The following is an 18,926-nucleotide window of genomic DNA, read 5'->3' on the forward strand; positions in this document are numbered from 1 at the left end:
ATTTTTAAGTAGGCCGATCGACAATTGTTGGCGGAGGAATATGTGGATAATGAAGGTGTTGATCGCTGGCGCTAGCGGAAGGGGCCGATCGCTGGTGCTGACGGATGGTACTGATCGCTAGCGCTAGCGAACGTGTGGATCATCGAGCTCTAACGGACCGTAGCGACGCTATTTGGCTATTTCCCGGTTATTTCCCAACGTAACGGACTCCACAGCCCTTATTGGGCACGATTCGGGAAAGAGCGGGCGGTTTGCGGGGAAATAACGTCTCTCAGGTCCGTTATTTTGACTAGTCCGACGTATCCAAAGAAATAACGTCGCTGGAGTCCGTTACAGCCATAAAAAAACCGGTCCTGCAACAAGTGCAGAACCGGTTAGGCATGGCGCAAAGCAAATCATCTAATCTTGACCGTGTCGGAGCCAAGCATCCGCTCCATTTCTTCGATCAAGGCGGGCGAAGGCTTTATGCTGTAGCGCTCCGTCAAGGCCAGCAGCTTACCGGTGCTTTCGTAGAAGAGCACCGTCGCGACCGGGCCGGGATGCTGCTCCAGCAGCAGCTTGAGCCGCTCGAGCAGGCGCGCGTTCTCCGCCGCGGCCGTGATCTTGATGAAGACGCGCTGCGCCGGCGTCTTCTCCTGCTCGCGCCGCGCGCCCGGCGCGGGCGCGGATGGCGGCGCCGCCGCGGCCGAAGCGGCCGGCCGTGCGGCGGCGCCTGGGCCTGCGGCGCTGGCGGGGCGTTGCCCGCCCGCAGCGCCCGCAGGCGCTCTCTCGGCCGCGCGGGGCCCCGCGGCCGCACCGCGTGCGCCGCCTTTGCCACCGGCAGCGGCGGCGCCTGCCCCGCGCCCGCGCGCCAAGCCGCGGCGCAGCTGGGCCAGGCTTTGCTCGCTCAGCGGTGCCACCTCGTCGGCCAGCAGCTTGAAGCCTTCGTCCTGCTGCTGGACGACGCCGCGCAGCGCGAGCAAAGCCCCTTTACTGACGTGGGCGGCCGAGCGCCGCCACACTTCAGGGAACAACACGACCTCGCAGCGTTCGATCTGGTCTTCCAGCTCCATGAACGCCATCGCTTTGCCCTGCTTGGTCGTGATCGTCTTCACGGACACGACCATCCCCGCCACGACCGCGCGGGACTCATCAGGCGCTTCGGCCAAGTCCATTAGCCGTTCTACGCCGTCTCCCTCCAGAAGCGCGTCGAAATCATCCAGCGGATGGCCGGACAAATACAGCCCCAGCAGCTCACGCTCCAGGTCCAACTGCTGCCCGGCCGTAAACTTCGGCACGTCCGGATATTCGATATCCCAATTGGGCGACTCTACGAAATCAAACAGTTGAATCTGCAAATCATCCCGTTCTTTCCGCCATTTCAGCGCCGCTTCGACCGTCTCGTCCAGCATCGCCAGCAATTGCGCGCGATGACCCGGCAAGGCATCAAACGCCCCGCCTTGAATCAGCGACTCGATCACCCGCTTATTGCAGGTCCGCAAATCCACCCGCCGGCAAAAATCGAGCAAGCTGTCGAACGGACGCTCTTTCCGTTCTTTCAAAATACTTTCGATCGCCTGGGTCCCGACGTTTTTGATCGCGGCCAGGCCAAAGCGGATCACGCCTAGGCTCGGCGCCTCCTGCCCCGGTTTGGCGGCACCGTCCTGCGAACCGCCGCCGACCTCTACGACCTCAGCGGATCCAACGCTTGCCCCCGCCTGCGGCGTAAACAGCACATTGCTCTCGTTCACGTCCGGCGGAAGCACGACGATGCCCATCCGACGGCATTCCACAATGTATTCCGCTACCTTCCGATGGCTGCCGGTCACGGCGGTCAGCATCGACGCCATAAACTGCACCGGGTAGTGCGACTTGAGGTACGCTGTTTGGAAGGCCAGCACGCCATAAGCAGCCGCATGGGCGCGGGGAAAGCCGTAGTCGGCAAAGCGGACGATCATGTCGTATACCGCGTTCGCCTCGGCTTCACTATAGCCCTGCGCCTCGCTGCCGACTACGAAATGGCTTCGCTGCTCGTCGAGCACCTCGCGTTTTTTCTTGGACACCGCCCGACGCAGCAAATCGGCTTCACCCAGCGAGAAGCCCGCCATTTTGGAAGCGATCTGCATGATTTGCTCCTGGTAAACGATGATACCGTACGTATCTTTCAGGATCGGCTCAAGATCCCGGTGCGGATATTCCACGCCGATCTGCCCATGCTTGCTGGCGATGAATTTGGGGATGAACTCCATGGGACCCGGACGGTACAGCGCATTGACGGAAATGATGTCCTCGAATGCCGACGGCTTGAGCTCCTTCAGCACCCGCCGCATGCCCGTGGACTCCAGTTGGAACACGCCGGTCGTCTCTCCGCGGCCCAGCATCTCGTACGTTGCCGGATCGTCGTCCGGAACAAGCCGGAAATCGGGTGCGCTGCCCGCCTGCTCCTGGACCCAGTTCATGCAACGCTCGATAATGGACAAGGTGCGCAGCCCCAGAAAGTCCATTTTAAGCAGGCCGATCGCTTCCAGGTTTTCCATGGAGTATTGCGTTAGTGCGGTACGCTCGCTGCCCGCCTGCAGCGGGACGGCATCGGTCAACGGGTCTCGCGAAATCACAACACCGGCGGCGTGAGTCGAGGCGTGCCGCGGCATGCCTTCCACTTTTTTCGCCATATCCAGCAGCACCTTGACCCGCTCGGACCCGTCATACATCGCTTTCAGGTCCGGGCTTTCCTTCAGTGCACGTTCAATGGTCATCCCTAGGTGTCCCGGAATCAGCTTCGCCACTTTATCCACTTCACCAAAAGGCACATTCAGCGCCCGCCCCACGTCGCGGACCGCTGCGCGAGCCGCCATCGTCCCGAAGGTAATAATCTGGGCGACATGCTCTGCCCCGTATTTTTCGACCACATATGCAATGACCTCATCCCGCCGCTCATCGCTGAAGTCGATATCGATATCCGGCATCGTCACCCGCTCCGGGTTCAAGAACCGTTCGAAAAACAGTTTGTATTTGATCGGATCCACATCGGTGATTCGCAGCACGTAAGCGACCAAGCTGCCCGCGGAGGATCCCCGGCCCGGTCCGGTCGCGATCCCATTACGGTGAGCAAACGCGATAAAATCCCATACGATCAAGAAATAATCGGAGAAGCCCATATTGGCAATCGTCTCCAGCTCGTAACGCAGCCGCTGTTCCAGCTTCTCCCGCTCTGCCGGATCTTGCCAAATGTCCAGTTGACCATAACGTTCAACCAATCCTTGCTCACACAACTCCGCCAGGTAACTTCCCGCGGTTTGTCCCTCCGGAATCGGACGGTATGCCGGTAAAATATGCCGGTCAAACTCCAGCTCCAACTCGCAGGAATCGGCAATTTTCGCCGTATTGGCATACGCCTCCGGCAAATGGGGAAACAGCAAGGCCATTTCCGCGGCAGTTTTCAGATAAAGCTGATTGGTATGCATTTTAAGCCGGTCTTCGTCATCCACCGTTTTACCCGTACCCACGCAAATGAGCACGTCTTGCACCTCTGCGTCCTGTTGGCTCAAGTAATGTGCGTCATTGGTGACCACAAGCTGCGCCCCGATTTCCCCGGCCAATTGGACGAGTTGCGGATTCACTTTCTTCTGCTCGGGGATGCCATGGTCCTGAAGCTCCAGGTAAAAATCCTCGCCAAACGCCGCCTGATACCGTAGTGCGGCTTTTTTCGCTTCCTCATAATGGCCTCTCAGCAGATGGAAAGGGACCTCTCCGCCTAAGCAGGCACTAAGGCAGACCAGGCCTTCACGATGCCGTTCGAGCGCGTCCCAGTCGATTCGCGGCTTGTAATGGAAGCCCTCAAGGTGACCAATGGAGCTGAGCCTCATCAAGTTGCGGTACCCGGTCTCATTTTTGGCCAGCAAAATCAAGTGATGAATCGGCTGGTCCTGCCGGCTTCCCCGTTCCTTGCGCGAGCCTGCCGTAAAATACACCTCGCAGCCGATGATCGGCTTGATGCCGTGCTTTTTACACAATTTATAAAAAGGAACCGCGCCGTACATGACCCCGTGATCCGTCAGCGCCAGCGCCTTCATGCCGGAGGCCGCGGCCTTGGCAACGAGGTCCTCGAGCCGGGCGGCCCCGTCCAGCAAGCTGTATTCACTATGTACGTGCAAATGAACAAAGCTGTCCATGCGATCCCTTCCTTTCGGATTTATTTCACAAACTAAGCCAAATCAGGTTCAACCGTCGACTTTTCAGCGCCGAGAAGGTTGAATTCAAGATTCGATGTCGCATTCGCTCCCTGAACTGCTTCGCGATCAAAAGTCGACTTTAACACTACCTTTATTGAATATTTTATCATACATGGCTAGGCCTCGCCCATAGACTGGTAGAAAGACCGGACAAACCTCGGAAAGGGGCAAACGCGCATGAGTACGTTTTTGACCAAAGCGGTGATGGATTTCTTTATCGCCTTCGGGATCGTGGTGGGGGGCGCCATGGTGGGCGGCATCGGTGCCGTCGTTTCACTCCAACCGCCAACGCACACGATGCTGGACATCGCCGACCGCATTAAAATATGGGCGCTCGCCGCTGCCGTAGGCGGCACGATCGACCCGATGCGGGTCATCGAGAGCAATTTTTTTGACGGGAACCTGTCTCCGGCCATCAAACAAATCTTGTACCTGCTGTTTGCCTTTCTCGGTGCGCATATGGGTTCGGAGCTGGTGCGTTGGATGTGCGGGGGAGGCCGAGGATGACCGAAGAGGCGAAACAGCCGAAGCTTACGGGCTTCCGCAGGTTTATGCAGTTTACCGCTGTGTTTATCCTCGGCATGGTCATGGGCAGCATCGTCTACAACGTGATCTATCAGACAAGCTACAATTTGCTTTGGATCCAGAACAAGGATCTCACGATCCAGCTGCATCAGGCAGAAGAGGATATCCGGACATTAAAAAAATACAACAACCGCTCGACCGTCATCAAAGAGATTAAGGTTCGCGTGGAGGAACGAGATCCCCCGCTCGATTCGCTCGCGGTTAAAGAGGTGGCCGAGCAGCTTCATAACGAGTTGGAGGTGCTGCGGGGCCGCAATATTTTCGATATCGACTCCGATGCCAAAATGGCCCGAACGCTGTTGAACCGCAAAATCTATGTCGTGCGCGATAAGGAGTATAGTATTCAGATCAAAACGATGTTGGTGAGCGATGGGGTGCTGCAGGTTTGGGTGGATATGAGGCCCTATATTCGTCTCTAGCAAATCATGCTAAAATAGAGGTAATTAAAAAAAAGAATTTTGATCACGAAGCGGATGCATGGAGCGGGTTCGGCGTCGAATCTTGAATTCACCCGGGCTTTCCGCTGCTCACGTAGGCTTCTCCTACGCTCCGCTGCTCAATCCCTAGCTTCATCCAACCTTCTCGGTGCTGAAAATCCTTTTTTTAAATTTGATTGAACCGGTAATTAAAAAAGGATTTTGATCACGAAGCGGATTCACCATTTTATATGATTTTTCATATAGAAATGGGCCAAAATTGTTAAAAAGACCAATTCTATATGAAATTTCATATAGAATATAGATATTTTGGCTTTTGAGCGCGAATATATATGATTTTTCGAACACAATCCTGCGGGGAGGCTATCCCCCTAACATTATGTTTATAAAGGAGCTAGTTGAATCAATGATCCAAACCATCCAATACGTTCTTTACGCTATCCTGATCATCTGCTGCGTGGGCTCGGTCTTCTTCAGCTTCAAGTCGCGGCGTTCGCTCGATCCGCAAACGCGGGGGATGGCGGCCGCCAAAATGAACATCTTTATGGGCGTGATGCTGATCATTCTGGCCCTCATTCAAATGTTCATGTTTAGCGGTTCGACGCTGCGGGTTGTCATCGGCGCCGTGTTTATGGTGCTGGGGGCATTCAACATTTTTGCCGGCATCCGCAACCACGGCTTGTATGCAAGGCAGAAACAGGGATAACCTCGGCTGCTCCGCCGTTAGCTATCCCCGTCCCCTGTCGCTTACCTATCCCAACCTCACGCGTGGTCGATCGACTGCAACGTCATGACCGCCTTGGAGATGAGGGAGTCCTGATACGTCAACATGATCTCCAGCTTACAAGCCCGGCGGCTCATCTCCAGCAGCACAGGAGTGATGACGATCGGGTTTTCAATTTGCACCGGACGCACGAAATAGGTGGTGATATTGTCGACGACAAAGTCGCCGCCGCTGGTGTCCTTGGCCGCGCGAAGCCCCGCCTGGGTCATTAGCGAAGTCAGAACCCCGTGCGAAATCGTCCCCAAATCGGTGGACATCTGCGGCGTAATCATTCCGCGGAAAAATAACTTCCCCTCTTCGTCCCGCTCCTCGGCAAACCCATTCCACATCAAATGCTCAAACGTTTCGCCTAGCTGCGGCTGATTGCGCACGTCCCGCATGGCCTGCAGCACCTCACGACGCGTCACCGACGAGACCAGCTTCCGATTGCGGTCGACAACGGGCAAGAAATCGATTCCTTCCCATACCATGATTTGCGCGGCGGAAGCCAGCGATGTCTGCAGGCCGACGGTAATCGGATGGCGAGTCATACATTTCTCGATGGACTGGTCGCCGCTAAGCTCCTCGACATTCTTTCGGCTGACGATCCCGATGACCCGATTCCATTCATCCACAACCGGAAAATGCTGATTTCCCGTCTCCAATGACAACTGGTCAAAATCGGAAATGTTGCTCGTCGCCTTCAGCATATTCACCCGCGGCTTGCGGCTGACGATGTCTTCCACGAGCATGATTTTCTTCTTGATCAAGCGGTCAAACAACGCGCGGTTAATCATGGAAGCGACGGTAAACGTATCATGACGCGATGAAATGATCGGCAAAGACAGCTTGTCCGCCAAAGCCTTGACCTCGCGGCTCGTCCCGAAACCCCCGGTGATCAGCACGCCGGCGCCTTGCTCCAGGGCCAGCGAATGGGCATTGTCGCGGTTCCCGATAATCAACAGGCTGCCGGCGTCGATGTATCTGGCCATGGCATCGATTTTCATCGCACCGATGACGTATTTGTTCAGCGTTTTGTCCAAACCTTCCCCACCGCCGAGTACATGGCCCTCCACGATGTCCACCACGTCGCCAAAGGTTAACTGGTCGGAGATGTTCCGCGGCTTCTTCTCTACGCGAACGGTGCCGATCCGCTCCTTCGTAATGACGATCCCCAGGTTCTCCGCTTCCTTTACCGCCCGGTAAGCGGTGCCTTCGCTGACGCTCAGCGTTTTGGCCAGCTTGCGTACGGATATTTTCGTCCCGATCTTCAGTCCTTCGATATGCTGGAGCAGCTGTTCGTGTTTTGTGACGCTTTCCTCCGGTCCCTCCAACTGTTATACCCCCCTGCCCGAATCTGTACTATTCTGTATTCATTATACACCTTCAAGCGTAGGTCATCCAGACGGCGGCAAGAACGATAACAGAATAGACAATTTCCAGCATACCGGACGGTTTCGCGGTGATTCCTGTCCGTGGGAACCAGACCGCCCGTGCCAGCAATACCACTGCAGCCAGTCCCAATGCCGGAGACAGAAGCCAGAGCCCCAGAAGCGCCAGGACCAGATGGTAGGCTACGGAATAGGCATAGAATCGCTTGTTGTTCCGTTCGCGGATAATCGTTTTTACATAAAAGGCGGTTCCGATGAAGTACGCCGTGCTGATCAGGAACAATTCCATAGCCAGCCGGAGATCGGTCCCTCCTCCAAGTTTGTAGGAGATAAATACCATCAGGCTGAATTGCACGATAGCGGCAATATCGTTCAGCAAAGCGCGTTCTCGCTTTCGCTTGGCATAGAGGGCATTGATTGCAAACAGCGGAACGAAGAGGAGCGCCATTAGCAGAACGATGGGACGGAACAGAACCAAAGCGGCCGCCGCAGGGACTAACAGCGCACCATAGAACAGCACCGGTTTGCGGAAGCGGGCCGCTTTTCCCGTCCGAATCCACTGCAACAGGGGAAACATCAGCAAATAGATCAGAAGCCAGCAAACAAACAACAGTCCGTGAATCGCCCCGGGGGTAGAGGCGAGCATCCCGAACAGAAACGGAACGACCAGCATCGCCCAGGCTCCGTGCTGATTGGGAATATAATCTCGGATTCGCACGTCATTGGTTCCTCCTTCATCTTCGTGTAAAGCCTAAATTACGGACATTATAATCAGTAGGCCTAAGCATCCCAGTGACAGGAATCACTGGAACCATGGCGTCTTCCGGACAAATCCAAACAGAAATTTTCACCGGCAATTGACTTGTGACTGATATCACAATCATTCTGCTTCCCGTTGATATAATGAGGTCGAATCGTTAAATTTTTAACTTTAGGAGGACTTCACATGAGTCAATTCAAAGCTACTGTCAACGCTACCGAATATCCGCCGCAGCTCAAGCATAAGACGATTTTTGCCGCTTACAATTCCTTGGAGCCGGGGGAAGCCATGCTGCTGATCAACGACCATGACCCGGTGCCGCTCCGTTTTCAGTTCGAAGCGATGCATCCCGGCGGTTTTACTTGGGAGTACATTGAGCAAGGGCCCGAGATGTTCCAGGTGAAAATCGGCAAAAATTAAAGCAGGGGGAATGCCCTATGGCTACGATTACGGTTATCGATGACAAGACGATCCAAATCGCCGTGGAACTGGAGGATGCCTTGCGCATGATTCAGGAGGCGGAGAGCAACCTCGAGCGGTACGCGGGTGAGATCCTCACGATCGCCGAGAAAATGCCGGAATTTCAATACACGTATTTCTGTTTCTACGCCTATGACACCGCCACCTTGTTTGAAAAAATGTTAGGGATCGATCCGAAGCAGTATTTGTCCTTCTCGCTGGATGCGCCGGACTCGTTCTTCTATACTCTTTACGGCGGCATGAAGGGACTTAGCGGTGCGGCACGGCTGTGCCAAGCGTTTGCAACCGAACGGACCGACGTGGAGGTGAATGTGTAAATGGCAGACCGCATTGTTGAACTCGACGTTCGCCCGTTTCTTCGCCGAGGCGAGGAACCGTTCAGTGTGATCATGGACACGGTCGGGAAGCTGGAAAAGGGCGAGACTTTCGTTCTGCACGCCACCATGAATCCCGTCCCGCTTCTAAAGGTGCTTGAAGGTAAGGGCTACAGCCATGCTTCCGAGCAATTGGCTGAGGATCATTGGAAAGTGACATTTGAACCTCTTCCATCCTAATGCCCATCCGTTGGATTTACAAGAATGAAAGGAGGCCGATCGGCCTCCTTTTTGCATTGCGTGAATTTGCTCACGGTTGATCGTGACTGTTGTAGCCCCGAGGAATGTAGGAGCAGTACGGATCGCTTTCCAAATAATCACCGGTAACCGCATAGGCCCTTGCCCTGGAGCCGCCGCATAGCTCCTTGAATTCGCAGGCTCCGCACTTGCCCTTAAGCAAGGATTTATCTCTTAACTGCTGCAAAATCGGCGAATTTCGATAGATTTCCACCAACGAAGTGTCTCGGACACTTCCGCAATTCACCGGCAGAAAACCACTCGGATACACCTCGCCAATATGGCTGATAAATACGAATCCGTCTCCGTCGTTTACGCCTTTAGGCGATCGGCCGAGTACATCCATTCGTTTGGGCGTTGCCGAGCCCCCCTCTACGGAAGCGGCGATTCGCCTCTGCTGCTGCATGAATACCCGGCGGTAATGGGGCGCTTCCGTCGCTTTAATGCCGTAAGGCATCTCCCGTTGCAGGTTCGCCAGCCAAATCATCACCTGCTCATGCTCTTCCGGTGTAATCATGTCTTTCGTCATTCCCCGCCCCGTTGGTACAAGGAAGAACACGCTCCAGAGCACCGCCCCCATCCCTTTGACCGTTTCCGCAATTCGCGGCAGATCGTTCAGGTTATAACGGGACACCGTCGTGTTGATCTGAATCGGAATCTCCAGCTGTTGTAAATAACCGATCCCTCTGGTCGTCATCTCGAATGAACCCGGTGTGCCGCGGAAATGGTCATGGATCTCCGCCGTCGAGCCGTCTAGGCTAAACGCCCAGCGAGAAAGACCAACCTCCTTGGCTTTGCTTACGGCGGAGAAGGTAACCCTCGGCGTGGCACTTGGGGTCATGGAAACGGGCAATCCCTTCTCATGGATCGCATACCGCGCCAGGTCAAACAAATCCGGTCGCATGAGCGGGTCTCCCCCCGTAAATACAAAAAGCGGATCGTCCATTTCCGCGATTTCGTCGATAAGCTTCTTGCCTTCTTCGAAGGTCAGCTGTCTGGGATCGGGGTGATATTGAGCTTCCGCCCGGCAGTGCAGACATTTCAGCGCACAGGCTCTCGTCAATTCCCAAATGACGATAAAGGGATTCACGTTATAATCTTTATGCTGAATCAGTTGCATTTCGATTCATCTCCCAACCAAGTTAACGCCGCTTCCGCCGCTTCCTTCCCTTGACGAATGCAATCGGGGATCCCCACTCCGCCATACCCCGCTCCGCACACCATAACGCCGGGCATCACCTGCTCCAATTCGGCACGAAGCTCCTTCAGATGCTCCACATGACCAACCGGGTACTGCGGCATCGACTCCGGCAAAGCCGACATTTCGCAAAAGAGCGGTTCGGCTTCGATCCCCATCAGATCCTTAAGTTCAGCAGCCACGCGTCGACGGATCTCCGTCTCCGGCAGCTTCGTCCAGGCCTGGTCTCCCAAGCGGCCGATATACGCACGGAGCAGCACGCGTCCTTCCGGTGCCGTGTGCAGCCACTTGGAGGACGTCCACGTAATTGCCGTAACCATCCGCCCTTCCCCGCGCGGAATCAACACGCCGGAACCGTCCAAATCATGCTGGATCTCTTGTCGCCGGTAGGCAAAAGCCAGATTCGCGACCGAGACGTAACGGATCTTTTCCAAATAGGCCGCTGTTCGAACCTGATCCTGAAGTAGCCGGGCCGAGGCATAGGCCGGGGTTGCCAGGATGACGGCGTCCGCCTCCAAACGTTCGCCCCCAGATAGCTCCAATTCGTAGCGTCCCGCTTTCTTACTCATCCCGTCTACCGCTTGTCCCGTTATGACCTGCTCGCCTTGAAGCGCAGCGGCTAAACCGTAAGTAAGCACGTTCAATCCGCCCTCCAGCGTCAAAAACATGCTGTTATGCCCCCCCTTAGGCATTTCCTCTCGCGGCTTGGGGGAAGGTTGTTTTTTGCTCGCCAAGAGACCGAGAATCAAACTACGATGTTTACGCTCCATCTCCATAAACTGGGGGAACGTTGCTTCCAGGCTAAGCTCCGCCGTATCCCCGGCATAGATGCCAGCTAGCAGCGGCTCGGTCAGGTTCTCCAGCACTTCACGCCCCAACCGTCGATGAATGAAGCCGCCAAGCGATTCATCCCCGCCGCCGCGTCTGGCTGGTAGCACGAGGTCTAACGCGGCGCGCAGCTTGCCGGCCGGCGACAGCAGGCCGGTCTTCACCAATGGCCACATTTGCGTAGGAATACCGAGCATCAGCCCTGGCGGCATCGGGTGAAAGCGGCCATGATGCACAATGTAGTTCTTTTTGGCTAGCGGATTCGTTCCCACCAGCAAATGCTCTAAACCCAATTCCTTCGTCAACTCCAAAACAACGGTTTTCCGCGCGATGAATGAATCGGGGCCTTGCTCTATCGTAAAACCGTCCCGACGCAAGGTGCGAATGTTCCCGCCTAGCCGGTCCGTTTGCTCTATAATCGTTATTCCGGCGTCGATCCCCCGTTCGCGAAGCCACTTCCGGGCGTAATAAGCCGCGCTCAACCCGGAAATCCCCCCGCCGACCACCGCAATGTTTCTGCTCATGATTAGGTTTGCCCTCCTTTGAGCGGCGTGACTCTCCTGCGAGTCCAACCGTCTCATCATTGAATTCCTAGTAATCGTAACCCCTTGATCCGCGCCGTTTTATGACTGGAATCACTCCAAATGCAAACCCCTCGCGATAAAATGGTCAAAATTCCACCGGGAGGTAAGTTTAAATGAAGAACATCCATGAAACCAAGTTACCCACCGCCAAAAACGGAGCGGAGCTGCTGATCGAGTGCTTGCGTGCGGAACAGGTCGACACGATCTTCGGATATCCCGGCGGTGCGGTCATTCCGATCTACGATGCGCTGTACGATTGCCTAGAAATCCATCATATTCTAACCCGGCATGAGCAAGCCGCCGTGCATGCGGCGGACGGATATGCCCGAGTCACGGGACAGGCCGGGGTCGCGCTCGTCACCTCCGGGCCAGGGGCGACAAATGCGGTCACGGGTATCGCTAACGCCTATATGGACTCGGTCCCGATGGTTGTGCTGACGGGTCAGGTTTCCACCGACCTGATCGGTCGGGACAGCTTCCAGGAGGTCAATATTTACGGAATGACGATGGACGTGACCAAACATAATTATTCCGTGATGGACATCCGCGATTTGCCTCGAATCGTCAAAGAGGCTTTCCATCTCGCGGTCACCGGGAGACCTGGGCCTGTGCTTATCGATCTGCCCAAAAACATCATGACCGCCCGTACAGACCAAAGGCCCGCCATCGAAGTTCATATTCGCGGATACGAACCCCAATCCGAGATCAGCGAAGAGGCCGTGCGGCTCATTGCCGGCAAGATCGAGTCCTCCCGCCGCCCGGTCCTCGTGGTAGGCGGCGGCGCAGCGGCATCCGGCGCCGCCGAGCAGCTGCGCCAGCTAGCGGAAACTGCGCAAATCCCGGTTGCCACTACGCTGATGGGCATCGGCGCCTTCCCGTCCCGCCATCCGCTCTATCTCGGGATGCTGGGAATGCACGGCACCTATGCCGCGAACCGAGCGGTCCATCATGCGGATTTGCTGATTTGCCTCGGCACGCGGTTAAACGATCGGTTATCCGGCAATGCGAAATCGTTCGCCCCTAACGCCTGGAAGATTCATGTGGACATCGATGATGCCGAGCTGGACAAGAACATTCCCGTGGAGCTTAAGCTCTGCGGGGATATCGGAAAGTTGCTGCGGAGGTTGAACGCTTACGTGAAAGGGCCCGAGAAGACCGATTGGCCGGAGGAAACGGCCGGATGGCAGAGGAAGGTGCCGCATTATAGCGATGAGGCTGCAGGATCGTTGAATCCACAGGAGGTCATTCGGCTGATCGATAAGCATACCCAAGGTAACGCGGTGGTGGCAACCGATGTCGGGCAGCATCAAATCTGGACCGCCCATCACTACCGGTTCTCCCGCCCCCGATCCTTCCTCACTTCGGGAGGTTTAGGTACGATGGGCTTCGGCTTCCCGGCTGCGATTGGCGCGGCCATTGCCCTGGGCGGGCCCGCCGCCCCGCCGGTCGTCTGCATCACTGGGGACGGCAGCTTCCAAATGAATCTGCAGGAGATGATGACGGCCGTCGATTACGGCTTGCCGGTCAAAATCGCCATCCTAAACAATGGCTATTTGGGGATGGTCCGGCAATGGCAGCAGTTGTTCTATGAACGACGATATTCCTCCGTGCACATCACATCCCCCGATTTTGTCGCTTTTGCCGGCGCATACGGGGTTCCCGGGCTCCGGGCGCAGACGCCGGAAGAAGCCGATGCGATCATCCAACAGGCGCTGGCCCTCCCCGGCCCCGTTCTGATGGAATTTAATGTTCGGGAAGAGCAAAACGTGTATCCGATGGTTCCGCCGGGAGCAGGCAACGATCAAATGCTGACCGGCGACGGCGAGAATTAGTGCCCCCGGCAAGTACAAACGTAAAAAGGGACCGTCCTGGAAGAATGGTGATCTTCCAAGACAGTCCCTGTCCATTTTCTGGCCAGCCGTCAGTTCCGTTGCCTGCCACTTATGCATTTTCGCCGCGTTTGCCGTCCTCCTGCCATTGGAGCTCCCATTCACGGTATTTCGCCCGCCGGATTCGATCCAGCTCGCGTTGCTTCTCCTCCCCTACGCCTAAGAGGAAATGCAGGTGCGCCCCGATCACGAGGAACGCAAACCCTGCCCACACCGCGCCAAACAGCGACACCCAACCAGCTCCAGGTTCAAAAGAAATCATAGGCAGCGCATATATGAGCATCGCCAATGCCAGAATCAGATAAACGACATGCTTCCATTTGCTTGGTTTTTTTACGATTTTCATCTTCCGCAGCTCCTTTATTTCATAGATTACGAGATATGAGATTCGGTTCGTTGTACCTTGTCTCTTCTATCTCTATGAACGGAGCTGAAGGAATATGATAGAAACTTGCAAATGGAGGATACGAACGGAAACGGGGATTTAGATCCCCGAGCCGTACAAGTGAGCTAGACTATCCGTAATAATTTTGTTGACGTCCTGAATGATCACACTTAGGCGACGTTCGGCGTCAAACAAACGACGGATATTAAGGTTCAAGCTCAGCACCTCGAACTGTTTCTCCATCCGTTCCATTTCTTCCTGCGACGGCATTTCTCCAGTCATCATTCGTTGCTGCACTTCATTTTGGCGAACCCGGAATTCATCCAGCATCCGTTTGCTCTCGGGATCAGCATCCACCAGCTTCATCGCCGCTGTAATTTCGTTAACCTCTGGGCTGTCCTTCAAGGCAGCCGCCAGTTCATGCGCTTTGTCGTAAATGTTCATTGATAAACCTCCAAATTTTATTATAGGGTATAAGCAGCCTTAGGGCAGGCCTGCTCCGTACTATATTGGGCGAACGATGTAACACCCTGGGCTAATGTCGCAACAACAACAACAATAACAACAACAACTTGCGCTAACGCTGATCAGGATGCTTATTTGCCCAATAATCAAGGGTTTCCACATGTAACGCGGATCAGACACCTTATTGGGTTGGAACGACCCCCGTTTTATGCAAAAATCGGGAAATAAGCCTTACAGCAAGCGTTAGAATTTTCTTTTCCTCTTTTCGGCTCAAATCGCGTTCCTCATAAGCGTTAGGCAAAAGATTCGTTGTTGTTACATTGTCACTACTACTACGCACGCGCCGTGGCAAGCCCGACCTTGCAGCCCGGGCGGTTCAACAGGCAGTTTTCCGCCTATCCCCCTATCCCATCCACAGCATCAGCAGCGACTGGAATAAACCGATAATTCCGCCAAGCAATACACCAAGCCAAGTAATGGCGCGAAATTCCTTGCCCGAGACGCTGAGGATAACCTCCTCCAGGCGTTCCACCGGAAATTTCTGCACCTGCTCCTCGACGAGGCCCGGCAAATCAACCGCCTGCATCGCCGCGGGAATTCCCTTGGCGATGAGGCGCAGCAGCCGCTCCGTCAGCGCCGGAACCATCGCGATGACCTGCGTTTTCCACGGTTCGATCAACGAGCGGAGCGGCAGATTCTCCGCCTGCTCCAGCCACCGTTCCAGTGGAAGCTGCTCCAGCTTGCCGCCTAACCAATGAAGCGCCTCCTCGCCGGTCAAAGCGGCTAACAGTTCCGCCACCGGCTTCTCGCCGTACAACTCCAGACGGGATTCGATCGCCCGGGCCGTTTTGCTCACGGCCTCTTCGCCGCGCAGCGCTTGAACGAGCGCCGGGGTCATTTTTTGAACCAATTTATCCTCATCCATAAAGATCGCGGCCATCGTACCGAGGAATCCGCCCGCCTTGTCCATCATCCCCGCCGCCATTCTCGACAGCATTCGCTGTCCGCTGGCAGACAACAGTTCCTCCTCAACAACGCCCAATAATGCTCCGGCCAGAGCGGCGCTCCAGGCCTTACGGTTCTCTTCGGACCATCCGGGAACAAGCCGCTTTAGCGGCAGCTCCCCCAGTTCCGAATGTTCCCACAGTCGAGTCAAACCCCGCATGGCCGTTTCTCTAACCCCGGTCGCCAAGCGAGTTTTCAGCGCTTCATATTCCGCCTCGCTCCATACGCGCATCGCGGCTTGCCGCAGCGTCGACTCGCTGGAGCCTAGGCGTTCAACGATGCCGTGCAAGGCGTTATCCGCCTTGCTCCGGAACTCTGGGCGCTGCACCGTTTCCTGCAGCCCTTCGGCTGTCACGAGATACTCCGCCACGACCTGGCCAAGTGACTCGGCGATATCATCGCGGCGTTTCGGAATGAGTCCCGGCGTAAAGGGGACGTGAAACTTACCAATATGTATGGGGTTGCGCGGATGGAACAGCATTTTAATCGCAAAGTGATTGGTGACACCGCCAACAAAAGCTGCCACTGTAACGCTTACCAACACGTAAAGCCAATCGGGCATCCTTCCTCCACCTTCTTTCTCTTAGGCTGCCGCCCTAACTATCTCCCGCGAAATCCGCCCTCGGACCGCACCCGGCAAGGAAAAGGACGGTTCATCCCTTCGCCTTAGGGCCGCCGAAAACGGGCATAGGTTAATCACCAAGGATTCTATGTCCTCATATGATGCATTACACGCATTTAACGCAGATGATCTTTACTTGCATCCAAGACTCTAGCTTAGCTTGGAAGGAGATCCGCATTCATGCCCTCCAAAAAAATTACGGTACAAATCATGAGTCCGGGCATTCTTGAAGACGACATTCTCGTGCTTGGAGACATGCTGATCAAACAATGGAAAATCCCGACGCATCTTCCGCTTCTGCTCACCTTCGGATCATTCCGGCACCGCGTCAAAGTTATTCCTTTATCCAGATCCGACGGAGTTCGCATGAGTTCCAGTCTAGCAAGCAAAATGGGGATCCCGCCGCGATCGTCGCTGCGTCTCATCTACCGGCCGCATTCCTCCACCCTTCAATTGGGTCCGCTGCTAGGCATACTGCTCAGCCAGGACTTCCCCGGCAATCCGGAAAGGCCGTTTGGCCAGATGACCTTGTTCTGTAAGGAGCTCGTTAACGCCTGCTCGCGCCAAGGGGTTTTCGTTTACTTCTTCACGCCTAAACACATCGGCACAAGCACAGGCCAGGTCTCGGGCTGGGTCTATGGCAACGGGTGGAAGCAAACCCATCTGCCTGCCGCAGACGTCTTCTATAACCGGCTGAATTCGCGGAAATTGGAGAATAAACCTAGCGTACAGCATTTTATGAAAGAAGTAAAATCCCGCTACGGGAGCCATTTTTTCAACGAAAAATATCTCGACAAAACCGAAGTGTTCGACGCCCTGGGTCGAGACACTTCCGTGCAGCGCTACTTGCCGGAATCCCATCTGTTCCGTAATTACGCCATGCTGAAAGCGATGTGCGCCAAATATCCGGTCGTCTTCCTGAAACCGATTAAAGGAAGCCTCGGCAAGGGGATCATCCGCATTTCGCGGCTCGAAGGCGGAGCCTTTCAGACGTTAACCGCCCAGGTTGGCGGCACGCGGCGGCAGGTTTACCCGAATCTCAACAAAGTATTTACATCGCTCTCCGGCAAAATGAAGGCGACCCGCTACCAGATCCAGCAGGGGCTTCATTTGATCGAGGTGGATCATCGGCCGGTGGATTTTCGTGCGCTGGTTCAGAAGAACATCTCCGGCAAATGGAACACGACCTCCATTGTGGCACGGATTGCCGGAAGTCAGCATTTCGTCTCCAACCTGGCCCGCGGCGGTACCCTCAGCACGGTGAAAGACGCGATCGCCCGCAGTTCGCTGCCGCAAGGGGTTAAAGGTAAAGTCGCCGCGAAGCTGAAGAAAGCGGCCCTGGATATCGCCCAGAGTGTCGATGCGCAAATTCCGGCCCACTTTGGGGAGTTCGGTATCGATTTGGCCGTAGAAACAAGCGGCCGGGTGTGGCTGCTGGAGGTCAACTCCAAGCCATCCAAAAATGACAACACCCCAATGGGCGAAGGCAAAATTCGACCTTCGGTTAAGCAAGTGATTGAATACACCCGTTATTTGTCCGGCTTTTAAACGTAACCCTTAGGGCCTCTTGGAAGGAGGGATTCCGCATGAACAAGACACCACAAGGGACCATTGGGATCCTAGTCGCCGAAAGCGACGGGCCATATCCATTCGCGGAAGCCGCGTTCTGTCGCAGATTATGCCATATCGGTGAAAAGCAGGGCCTCTCTGTAATGGTCTTCTGCTTAGGCTGGATCGCATCAGGGAATGCCGTTGGCATTCCGTCCTACACCTTTGAACATGGGACCTGGATTCGCAAATGGTCCCCCAGGCCGGACATTATTTACGACCGCTGCCTAACCCATGACCGCAAACAACAGCTGCGCAAGCATCGCCTGCTCGAGCGGTTGGCCACCGAGCATCCCTTCGTCTACCTGGCCCGAGGGCTCGCGGGCAAATGGGTGGTCTACCAAGCCCTGCTCGAATGTCCGGAGGTCGCCGAGCATTTGCCAGAGACGGTGCTTTATCAAGGGCAGGTCCAGCTGGACAAATGGCTGCAAACCCATGACGGTGAAGCGTTCTTGAAACCTCGTAACGGAACGCATGGAAAACGGACGATGCTTGTCAAATGGCTTCCCCCCCGCGATGAAGTCAGGGTGATGGGCCGGAGCGGACGAAATACGATGTTTCGGCGCCGTTTTCTCACCAAACAAGCCGGGCTCGATTGGGTTGACCGATTTACCGGAAGACGCCCCTTCCTGATTCAGCCGTATTTGCAGCTGAACAGCTCAGAAGGCGAGCCATTTGACGTGCGTGTCCTCATGCAGAAGAATGCCAAAGGCGAATGGAGCTTGACGGGGATGGCGGCACGCGTCGGTCGTAAAGATTCGCTTACCTCCAATCTGCATGGAGGGGGTACTGCCCACCGGGCGCTGCCTTTTCTCATCCGAGAACTCGGAGACCAGGGCGGCAAAGCCGCTGAAGCAGCGATCCGCAAATTGTCACTCTTGATTCCGGCCTATCTGGAGACCCGTTTCGGCAGGCTGGCGGAACTGGGCCTTGACTTCGGCGTAGACCGCCAAGGCTGCGTTTGGGTGCTGGAGGTCAACTCCAAACCGGGGCGCTCCTCGTTCTTTCGGATCGGCGATCCGGAAACCGCCAGAAGGTCGCTGGAGAATCCGATTGGCTATGCCCGCTATTTACTGCTGAGCAAACCCTGATCACTTTTAGGAG

At 55.5% G+C, this 18,926-nt stretch carries 17 protein-coding genes; 9 read left to right on the forward strand and 8 right to left on the reverse strand.

The features are described 5' to 3' along the window. Positions 1–395 precede the first annotated feature (395 nt). Positions 396–4,151, reverse strand: coding sequence for a DNA polymerase III subunit alpha (locus tag KJS42_RS03445; RefSeq protein WP_213621967.1), 3,756 nt, complete (start codon positions 4,149–4,151; stop codon positions 396–398). Between the two features lie 237 nt (positions 4,152–4,388). Here KJS42_RS03445 and KJS42_RS03450 point away from each other — a divergent pair, with 237 nt between their 5' ends. The 3 genes from KJS42_RS03450 to KJS42_RS03460 all read left to right on the forward strand — a co-directional run bounded on the left by KJS42_RS03450 (position 4,389) and on the right by KJS42_RS03460 (position 5,939). Continuing rightward, positions 4,389–4,718, forward strand: a complete 330-nt coding sequence (locus KJS42_RS03450; protein ID WP_059046083.1) for a YtrH family sporulation protein — start codon at positions 4,389–4,391, stop codon at positions 4,716–4,718. Continuing rightward, the gene (locus KJS42_RS03455; protein WP_155607179.1) at positions 4,715–5,215 is read left to right on the forward strand and encodes a sporulation membrane protein YtrI; all 501 of its coding nucleotides are present in this window, start codon (positions 4,715–4,717) and stop codon (positions 5,213–5,215) included. Before KJS42_RS03450 ends, KJS42_RS03455 begins: the two co-directional genes overlap by 4 nt. Before the next feature lie 424 nt (positions 5,216–5,639). Continuing rightward, positions 5,640–5,939: a YtpI family protein gene (locus KJS42_RS03460; protein WP_155607178.1), complete on the forward strand. Its 300-nt coding sequence runs from the start codon at positions 5,640–5,642 to the stop codon at positions 5,937–5,939. A 56-nt stretch (positions 5,940–5,995) separates the two neighbouring features. On the opposite strand, the gene KJS42_RS03465 is transcribed toward KJS42_RS03460, so the two are convergent. Together KJS42_RS03465 and KJS42_RS03470 are read right to left on the reverse strand one after the other, a co-directional pair. Continuing rightward, positions 5,996–7,330, reverse strand: a complete 1,335-nt coding sequence (locus tag KJS42_RS03465; protein WP_155607177.1) for a DRTGG domain-containing protein — start codon at positions 7,328–7,330, stop codon at positions 5,996–5,998. 52 nt (positions 7,331–7,382) lie between these two features. Beyond that, positions 7,383–8,105: a YwiC-like family protein gene (locus KJS42_RS03470; RefSeq protein WP_213621968.1), complete on the reverse strand. Its 723-nt coding sequence runs from the start codon at positions 8,103–8,105 to the stop codon at positions 7,383–7,385. A gap of 228 nt (positions 8,106–8,333) precedes the next feature. Here KJS42_RS03470 and KJS42_RS03475 point away from each other — a divergent pair, with 228 nt between their 5' ends. Genes KJS42_RS03475 through KJS42_RS03485 form a run of 3 tightly spaced genes read left to right on the forward strand, consistent with a single transcriptional unit; the run spans position 8,334 to position 9,181 of the window. Next, positions 8,334–8,567: a DUF2249 domain-containing protein gene (locus tag KJS42_RS03475; protein ID WP_155607176.1), complete on the forward strand. Its 234-nt coding sequence runs from the start codon at positions 8,334–8,336 to the stop codon at positions 8,565–8,567. Between the two features lie 17 nt (positions 8,568–8,584). Then, positions 8,585–8,944, forward strand: coding sequence for a hypothetical protein (locus KJS42_RS03480; protein ID WP_155607175.1), 360 nt, complete (start codon positions 8,585–8,587; stop codon positions 8,942–8,944). After that, entirely contained in the window at positions 8,945–9,181 is a 237-nt protein-coding gene (locus KJS42_RS03485; RefSeq protein ID WP_155607174.1) for a DUF2249 domain-containing protein, read from the forward strand. Positions 9,182–9,251: 70 nt separating this feature from the next. Here KJS42_RS03485 and KJS42_RS03490 read toward each other — a convergent pair whose 3' ends face one another. Both KJS42_RS03490 and hemG read right to left on the reverse strand, forming a co-directional pair. After that, entirely contained in the window at positions 9,252–10,358 is a 1,107-nt protein-coding gene (locus KJS42_RS03490; protein WP_213621969.1) for a TIGR04053 family radical SAM/SPASM domain-containing protein, read from the reverse strand. Continuing rightward, positions 10,349–11,788, reverse strand: a complete 1,440-nt coding sequence (gene hemG, locus KJS42_RS03495) for a protoporphyrinogen oxidase (RefSeq protein ID WP_193418194.1) — start codon at positions 11,786–11,788, stop codon at positions 10,349–10,351. The genes KJS42_RS03490 and hemG overlap by 10 nt, the downstream gene beginning before the upstream one ends. 173 nt (positions 11,789–11,961) lie before the next feature. Here hemG and ilvB point away from each other — a divergent pair, with 173 nt between their 5' ends. Beyond that, positions 11,962–13,680 (forward strand): biosynthetic-type acetolactate synthase large subunit, encoded by a 1,719-nt coding sequence (ilvB, locus tag KJS42_RS03500; RefSeq protein WP_155607171.1) that lies wholly within the window; start codon positions 11,962–11,964, stop codon positions 13,678–13,680. A 109-nt stretch (positions 13,681–13,789) separates the two neighbouring features. On the opposite strand, the gene KJS42_RS03505 is transcribed toward ilvB, so the two are convergent. The 3 genes from KJS42_RS03505 to KJS42_RS03515 form a co-directional block, all read right to left on the reverse strand. Then, positions 13,790–14,083, reverse strand: coding sequence for a hypothetical protein (locus KJS42_RS03505; protein WP_213621970.1), 294 nt, complete (start codon positions 14,081–14,083; stop codon positions 13,790–13,792). Between the two features lie 138 nt (positions 14,084–14,221). Further along, positions 14,222–14,566, reverse strand: coding sequence for a YlbF/YmcA family competence regulator (locus tag KJS42_RS03510; protein ID WP_155607169.1), 345 nt, complete (start codon positions 14,564–14,566; stop codon positions 14,222–14,224). A gap of 424 nt (positions 14,567–14,990) precedes the next feature. After that, the gene (locus KJS42_RS03515; RefSeq protein WP_213621971.1) at positions 14,991–16,154 is read right to left on the reverse strand and encodes a DUF445 domain-containing protein; all 1,164 of its coding nucleotides are present in this window, start codon (positions 16,152–16,154) and stop codon (positions 14,991–14,993) included. A gap of 240 nt (positions 16,155–16,394) precedes the next feature. Between KJS42_RS03515 and KJS42_RS03520 the strand changes: the two genes are divergently transcribed. Both KJS42_RS03520 and KJS42_RS03525 read left to right on the forward strand, forming a co-directional pair. Then, on the forward strand, positions 16,395–17,762 hold the full coding sequence (locus KJS42_RS03520) for a YheC/YheD family endospore coat-associated protein (RefSeq protein ID WP_193418203.1): 1,368 nt from the start codon (positions 16,395–16,397) through the stop codon (positions 17,760–17,762). Between the two features lie 38 nt (positions 17,763–17,800). Continuing rightward, the gene (locus tag KJS42_RS03525) at positions 17,801–18,913 is read left to right on the forward strand and encodes a YheC/YheD family endospore coat-associated protein (protein ID WP_193418205.1); all 1,113 of its coding nucleotides are present in this window, start codon (positions 17,801–17,803) and stop codon (positions 18,911–18,913) included. Positions 18,914–18,926 lie beyond the last annotated feature (13 nt).

The organism is Paenibacillus sp. J53TS2 (assembly GCF_018403305.1).
Classification (GTDB): domain Bacteria; phylum Bacillota; class Bacilli; order Paenibacillales; family Paenibacillaceae; genus Fontibacillus; species Fontibacillus rhizolycopersici.